Raw genomic sequence first — 6,203 nt, forward strand, 5'->3', positions numbered from 1 at the left:
TGATAGATATATTCGAAAAATCGTTGATATAATTTCATTTACCACAGGATTGTTCAACAAATCGAAAAGAGAAGAGGTCATAGCAGACATCTCCTCTTTTCGAGTATATAGATTAGCGTCCAAACATCACAACAAAATCCCCATCCACTTTCTCCATCTCATACCCACGATACCCCTCCGAAAGCAAAGCCTGCTGTCCATTAGCATCATTCATTAGAATACTTTGAACATCCGTCCAATCTCTTTCTTTATCTCCGCGCAATTTCTTCACAAAAACATACCGCATACTCCCGCCATATTTCTCCTTCAATGCAGCAATCTCCATCCCTTGCGCAAACTTATCCTTCAAGCTCGGAATGTTAAAAGGAGCAACAGTGCAGCATACATAATCATATTTGCTATCTTCTTTTTGTAATTCTTCCATGATGACGTTTGCTAATATTTTTTGCATACCATTTCCTCGGCAGTTCGGATGAACGTTTGAGATTTCTTGATAGATGACGCGATGTAGTTCGCTTTCTGCTATGCCAATATCAAGCCCTAAATGTTCATCATCGATAGGCGGGACGAGTAGAGCGCGAAATGCGATGAGTTCGTTTTCGATAAAAGCACCGATCATCATGCCGTTTCCTTCTAGAATGTATTGAAATTCTTCTTGTGAGAGTGGTTGTAAACGACTTTTATCTTCTAGTGCTTCAACTACAATGTTTTGTAGTGATAAAATTTGTTCGATGTGCTCTAGTGATAGTAATGTAACGTGAAATGATTCGTTATTTTGTTTTAATGTTCCTTCGTATAGAGCCGTCATATGATAGTCCTCCTTTAGCGTACAACGTCTTGAAAGACGGTTAGTTCTTGTAGTGTATCTTCGTCTATTTCAATGCCGAGTCCGGGCTTTTCGTTTAAGCGAATGAATGGTACATCGTAATGTAAGTTTCCAATGTCTTTCGTGAATTTTAATGGTCCTGTTAGCTCTACGCTCGTAATGATTTTTTTTGAGAAAGCGACATGGAATCCTGCGGAAGAGGCAACAGATGATTCGACCATTGATCCCACTTGGCATTCAATACCGGCCATTTCAGCTTGATGAGCGAGCTTTACAGCTGGATATATGCCGCCGCATTTCATTAATTTTATATTCACTTTATCAGCAGCTTCTAATTTAATAATTTGGCGCATTTCACGAGAACTTTTTAGTCCTTCATCAATCATAAGCGGGAGGTCTGTCTTAGAACGGATATGAGCCATGGCATCAATATCGTCCGCGATAACAGGTTGTTCAATCCAGTCAATGTTTAAATGTCCTAATGAACGAAGTGCTGTTAATGTGTTTGCGCTATTTTTCCAGCCTTGGTTTACATCAACGCGAATAGCGATGTCATTTCCTACACGTTCTCGTACAGCTTCAATACGTTTTACATCTTCTTTTACATTTGTACCAACTTTCATTTTGAAAGATTGGTAATCTTTTTGAATCATAGAAGCAGCTTCTTCAGCCATGTTTTCTGGATCGGCAATACTTAAAACGTGAGTGACAGGGAATTCTTCATGGTAGCGCCCGCCAATTAATTGATATACAGGTTGATTTAGTTTTTTGCCCATTATATCAAAACAAGCAATATCAATTGCGGCTTTCGCTGTTGGAACACCGTAAATTGTATTGTCCATCATGTCGTGTATTTTTTCGATATTCATTGGATTTTTCCCAATTAGAGCAGGGGCTAGCGTATGTTTTAAAGTATGGAAAGTACTTTCCCATGATTCACCTGTGACGTGATCATCAGCAACGCCTTCACCGTAACCGATAATACCTTCATCTGTTTCCATTTTGACGATAATAGAGGGCATATCAGAATAAGAACCATAACTAATAACAAACGGATTGCGAAGCGGTAAACGAATTGCGTAAAGATGAATAGCTGTAATTTTCATTGAATAGAAACCCCTTCCTGTTTACAATAGTTTTATACATTTGATATAGTTGCCGTTAAATAGTCGTTAATTAATGATAAGGAGTTAGAGAAAATGATGATAAAAATTGCAGTTGTCGGTTCAAAGGAGTTTATGGAGAACCTTTTTCCTATTGCTCAAAAATTAGAGGGAATAGAAATTGATCCATATATTTACCTTCATCCGACGGAATCTTCTGAACTATTAAAGTGTCTAAAGCCTTGTGATGTCATCTTTTTCTCAGGTGCTTTACCTTATTATATGGCAAAAGAAATAAGAGAACAATTACGAATTCCAAGTACATACTTACAGCAAGACGAGACAACTGTCGCATCTTCAATTCTTTCTATCATGTATCATCAAAGTATTCAACCACATAACATTTCCATCGATTTAGTAGACCGCTCGTTTATTACAAATGTGTTCCATGATATCGGTATAAAAGAAAGTCCGCAAGTGTTGGATTATGAAAATATGCTGTGGAGTAAAGATGAGATAAATAGAGTTATTGATTTTCATGTAGCTAAATATCAATCTGGAGAGGCTCATTTAGCTTTAACTAGTATTCACGCTGTTTACGATGAGCTTCAAAAAATAGGTGTTCCTTCAGAGCGTATGATTGATCCAACACAGTCCATTATACATGGGCTAAAAGATGCGAAAATAAAAGCTGAGTTAGCAAAAAGCTATTCAGCTACTGTTGGTGCTTGTATTATTTCTTCCTTAGAATTACGAACGAGTTTGCTTGAAAAACTAGATGTCATTTCAAAAGAACTACGTGGTTCATTTAAACAAGTGGATGAAATGACATGCATTTTGTATACAACTCGTGGTGATATCGAATCAATTATTAAAACAAATGCGATAAATAACTTGTTTGCGAGCGTAGAAGGAACGATAGCAATTGGATTTGGTTATGGAAAAAACGTGAAAGAAGCGGAGCAAAATGCAAAAATCGCTCAAAGTTTTGCAAAGAATAATCCAATAGATCGTTGTTTTTATATACTAACAAGTGATAAAGATTTGTTTGGTCCGTTCCCGAAAGAACAGAGAGTACAAAGTTTGAAAAATGATAATCCGGAACTAATGAAAATAGCGAAGGAAACAAAGCTTAGTCCGGCCAACTTGTCAAAAATCATTCAATTTAGTCAATCGCACTCGTCATTGAAGTTTACAGCAGCTGACCTTTCTGAGTACTTACAAGTAACTCGAAGATCGACAGAAAGGTTGTTAAAGAAATTAGTTGATTACGGGTATGCTCATATTTGCGGCGAGGAAATGCCCTATCAACAAGGGCGACCTCGCGCACTATATGAACTGAATTTACCGCTATTTTTAAGCTTCTAGTTGAGCTTTTTGTTTCTTTAGTAGTTCTGCTTTTTCAATGTCTGATAGTTTTACAATTGTGAAGCCTGTTATACCATAAATGATTGAGATAATAGGTACGATGAAATTCAAAATAGCATAAGGAGCATATTCAAATGCACCTACGCCAAGTGTTGCGAGAATAAATACACCGCACGTATTCCAAGGAACGAAGACAGAAGTTAATGTTCCACCATCTTCTAATGCTCTGGATAAGTTTTTTGAATGTAGTCCTTTTTCCGTGTATGCATTTGCGTACATTCTTGAAGGGACAACAATTGAAATATATTGTTCAGAGCAAGTAAGGTTTGTTGCAAAACAAGATGCGATAGTAGAAGCGATAAGCCCTTTTGCTGATTTCGCTAACTTTAAAATTTGATTTACAATTGAGCGAAGAATACCTGTATGTTCTAATACTCCTCCGAAAGTCATAGCGACAATTGTCATAGAGACTGTATTCATCATCGAATCTAAGCCACCGCGGTTAAATAGTTCGTCTACTAGCTTGTTTCCAGTGTCTATAACAAATCCAGCTTGGAGTGCACCGACAGATGCTGAGACAGAACCACCTTGAATAAAGACTTGTGATAAGAATCCTAAAATAATACCGACGAGAATCGCTGGTATAGCAGGGACTTTTTTAGCGACCAATACCATAACGACTACGGGTATAATGAGTAGGAAAGGCGAGATAACAAAATTTTGTTGCAATACTTGTAACGTTTGATCGATGCTTTTCGCATCAATATTGTTAGCGCCGAAGCTTCTTCCTAAGACCGCGTAGACGATAAGAGTAATAATTAAACCTGGAACTGTAGTAAATAACATATGACGAATGTGTGCGAATAAATCTGTATTTGTTAATCCTGCGGCTAAGTTAGTTGTATCTGAAAGCGGTGACATTTTATCGCCAAAATAAGAGCCTGAAATAATGGCACCAGCAACCATTGGAGCTGGAATTCCCATACTTAGGCCAATTCCCATTCCAGCAACACCAATTGTTCCCATTGTAGACCAGGAACTACCAATTGCTAATGCAACGATAGAACAAATGACGGTAATGGAAACTAAAAATAGTGATGGAGTTAAAAGTTTTAAACCGTAATAAATCATCGTTGCGACGATTCCACCGCCAATCCAAGCACCAATTGTTAAGCCAACAAGAATAATAATGACGATAGCAGGTAATGCAAGACGAATCCCTTTATACATTGCTTCTTCAAGATCATTCCATTTGTAACCATAACGCCAAGCGACAATAGAAGCAACGGTTGTACCGATAATAAGTGGAACGTGAGGGGTTTGTTTTAATACAACAATTGTAACCATCATAACTGCAACGGTAATGATAATAGGGATAATCGCTATTCCAAAAGGTATTTCTTTTTTCATAAAGTTCCTCCTTGTTACGTATGTTTGTTTGTATTTTTGGAATTGTCGTAAAATAGACGTTTATTAGGTTATGATAACTAAAAGTTTATGTAAGCGTCAACATAAAAAACAGAAAATAAGGAATGTTCTAGTTGTTTGTTTAGTTTGTAATATAGGTGAGTAGTAAGCTTTTTAAGTATTTAAAAATAAACAATTGACTTTTTTCTTAAAATTCAATATGTTCATAAAAACATCTGTTTTTCATAAGTATAATTAACCCGAATCGTTTGTAATGTGGGAAGGAGACTGGAACGTTGAAAACATTAGAACTACAAGAGCGCTTAACGGAGATTTTTCAGCATTTACACGAAAACCCTGAAGTAAGTTGGAAAGAATATGAAACGACAGCGTATATTACTGACTTTTTAAAAGAAGAAGGAATTTCATATAGAACATTTGATGATTGTCCAGGTGTAATTGCTGAGATTGGAGGCGGGAATCCAGTTATTGCGATTCGTGCTGATATGGATGCACTTTGGCAAGAAGTAGATGGAGAATTTAAAGCGAACCATTCATGTGGTCATGATGCTCATATGACTATTGTAATGGGACTTATTTTACAATTGAAAAATATGAGATGGAAAAATGGTACGGTTAGATTTATTTTTCAGCCGGCAGAAGAGAAGGGTAATGGTGCTTTGAAGATGGTGGAGAAAGGTGCTGTAGATGATGCTGATTTCTTATTTGGTGTCCATCTAAGACCGATTGAAGAACTATCTTTGAAACAAGCAGCCTCATCTATTCGCCATGGAGCAGCAGGATTTTTAGAGGGTATGATTCATGGGGAGGATGCACACGGGGCAAGACCACACCAAGGTGTGAATGCAATTGATGTCATTTCCATGATTAATATCGGTTTGAAAAATATTTGGCTGCCACCGCAAAGTTCTTATTCAGTAAAAATGACGAGATGCCAAGCTGGTGGTGATAATTTAAATATTATTCCGGGAAATGGTCATTTCAGTTTAGATGTAAGAGCAGAGAGTAATATACTATTAGAAGAATTAAAGAAAAAGATTGAGCATGTCATAGAATCAGCAGCATCGATGGGATCAAAAACTTCATACGAATGGATGGATCTTGCACCAGGAGCGGAGGTTTCTGAAGAAGCAGAGCGCTTTATGCGTAAAGGTATTCTCGAAGCGTATGGGGAAGAGAGATGTACGGGACCGCTCTATACGACGGGAAGCGATGATTTCCATTACTATACAGTCAAAAGACCACATTTAAAAGCTGTCATGCTTGGACTAGGAGCAAACCTACAACCTGGATTACACCATCCGTATATGAGGTTTGATCATAGTTGTATTATGGATGGGGTAGAAATATTGAAACAAACTGTATTGAAAGTGTTAGAAGACAGGGGCTAGAGAGCTCCTGTTTTTTTGTCGTGAATTGTCGGCAAATCGATATATTTGAAAAAACGTTGATATATTTTGAGTTATGATAGATATATT

General features: G+C 37.2%; 5 protein-coding genes. 2 read left to right on the top strand and 3 right to left on the bottom strand.

Annotated elements, in window-relative coordinates; genetic code table 11:
• Positions 1-112 precede the first annotated feature (112 nt).
• Entirely contained in the window at positions 113-808 is a 696-nt protein-coding gene (locus MR170_RS29360) for a hypothetical protein (RefSeq protein WP_050842443.1), read from the bottom strand.
• 14 nt (positions 809-822) lie between these two features.
• Positions 823-1,932, bottom strand: coding sequence for a mandelate racemase/muconate lactonizing enzyme family protein (locus tag MR170_RS29365; RefSeq protein ID WP_029441482.1), 1,110 nt, complete (start codon positions 1,930-1,932; stop codon positions 823-825).
• A 93-nt stretch (positions 1,933-2,025) separates the two neighbouring features.
• Between MR170_RS29365 and MR170_RS29370 the strand changes: the two genes are divergently transcribed.
• Positions 2,026-3,297 (top strand): hypothetical protein, encoded by a 1,272-nt coding sequence (locus tag MR170_RS29370; protein ID WP_043937487.1) that lies wholly within the window; start codon positions 2,026-2,028, stop codon positions 3,295-3,297.
• Here the strand turns inward: MR170_RS29370 and nhaC are convergent.
• Complete coding sequence (gene nhaC, locus MR170_RS29375; RefSeq protein ID WP_000711525.1) at positions 3,286-4,707, bottom strand: Na+/H+ antiporter NhaC; 1,422 nt, start codon at positions 4,705-4,707, stop codon at positions 3,286-3,288. The two genes, MR170_RS29370 and nhaC, sit on opposite strands and share 12 nt — an antisense overlap.
• Positions 4,708-5,000: 293 nt before the next feature.
• Here nhaC and MR170_RS29380 point away from each other — a divergent pair, with 293 nt between their 5' ends.
• On the top strand, positions 5,001-6,116 hold the full coding sequence (locus tag MR170_RS29380; protein ID WP_016083706.1) for a M20 peptidase aminoacylase family protein: 1,116 nt from the start codon (positions 5,001-5,003) through the stop codon (positions 6,114-6,116).
• The last annotated feature ends 87 nt before the right edge of the window (positions 6,117-6,203 follow it).

It is taken from the genome of Bacillus cereus group sp. BfR-BA-01524 (genome assembly GCF_022662595.1).
In the GTDB taxonomy this organism is placed as follows: domain Bacteria; phylum Bacillota; class Bacilli; order Bacillales; family Bacillaceae_G; genus Bacillus_A; species Bacillus_A thuringiensis_S.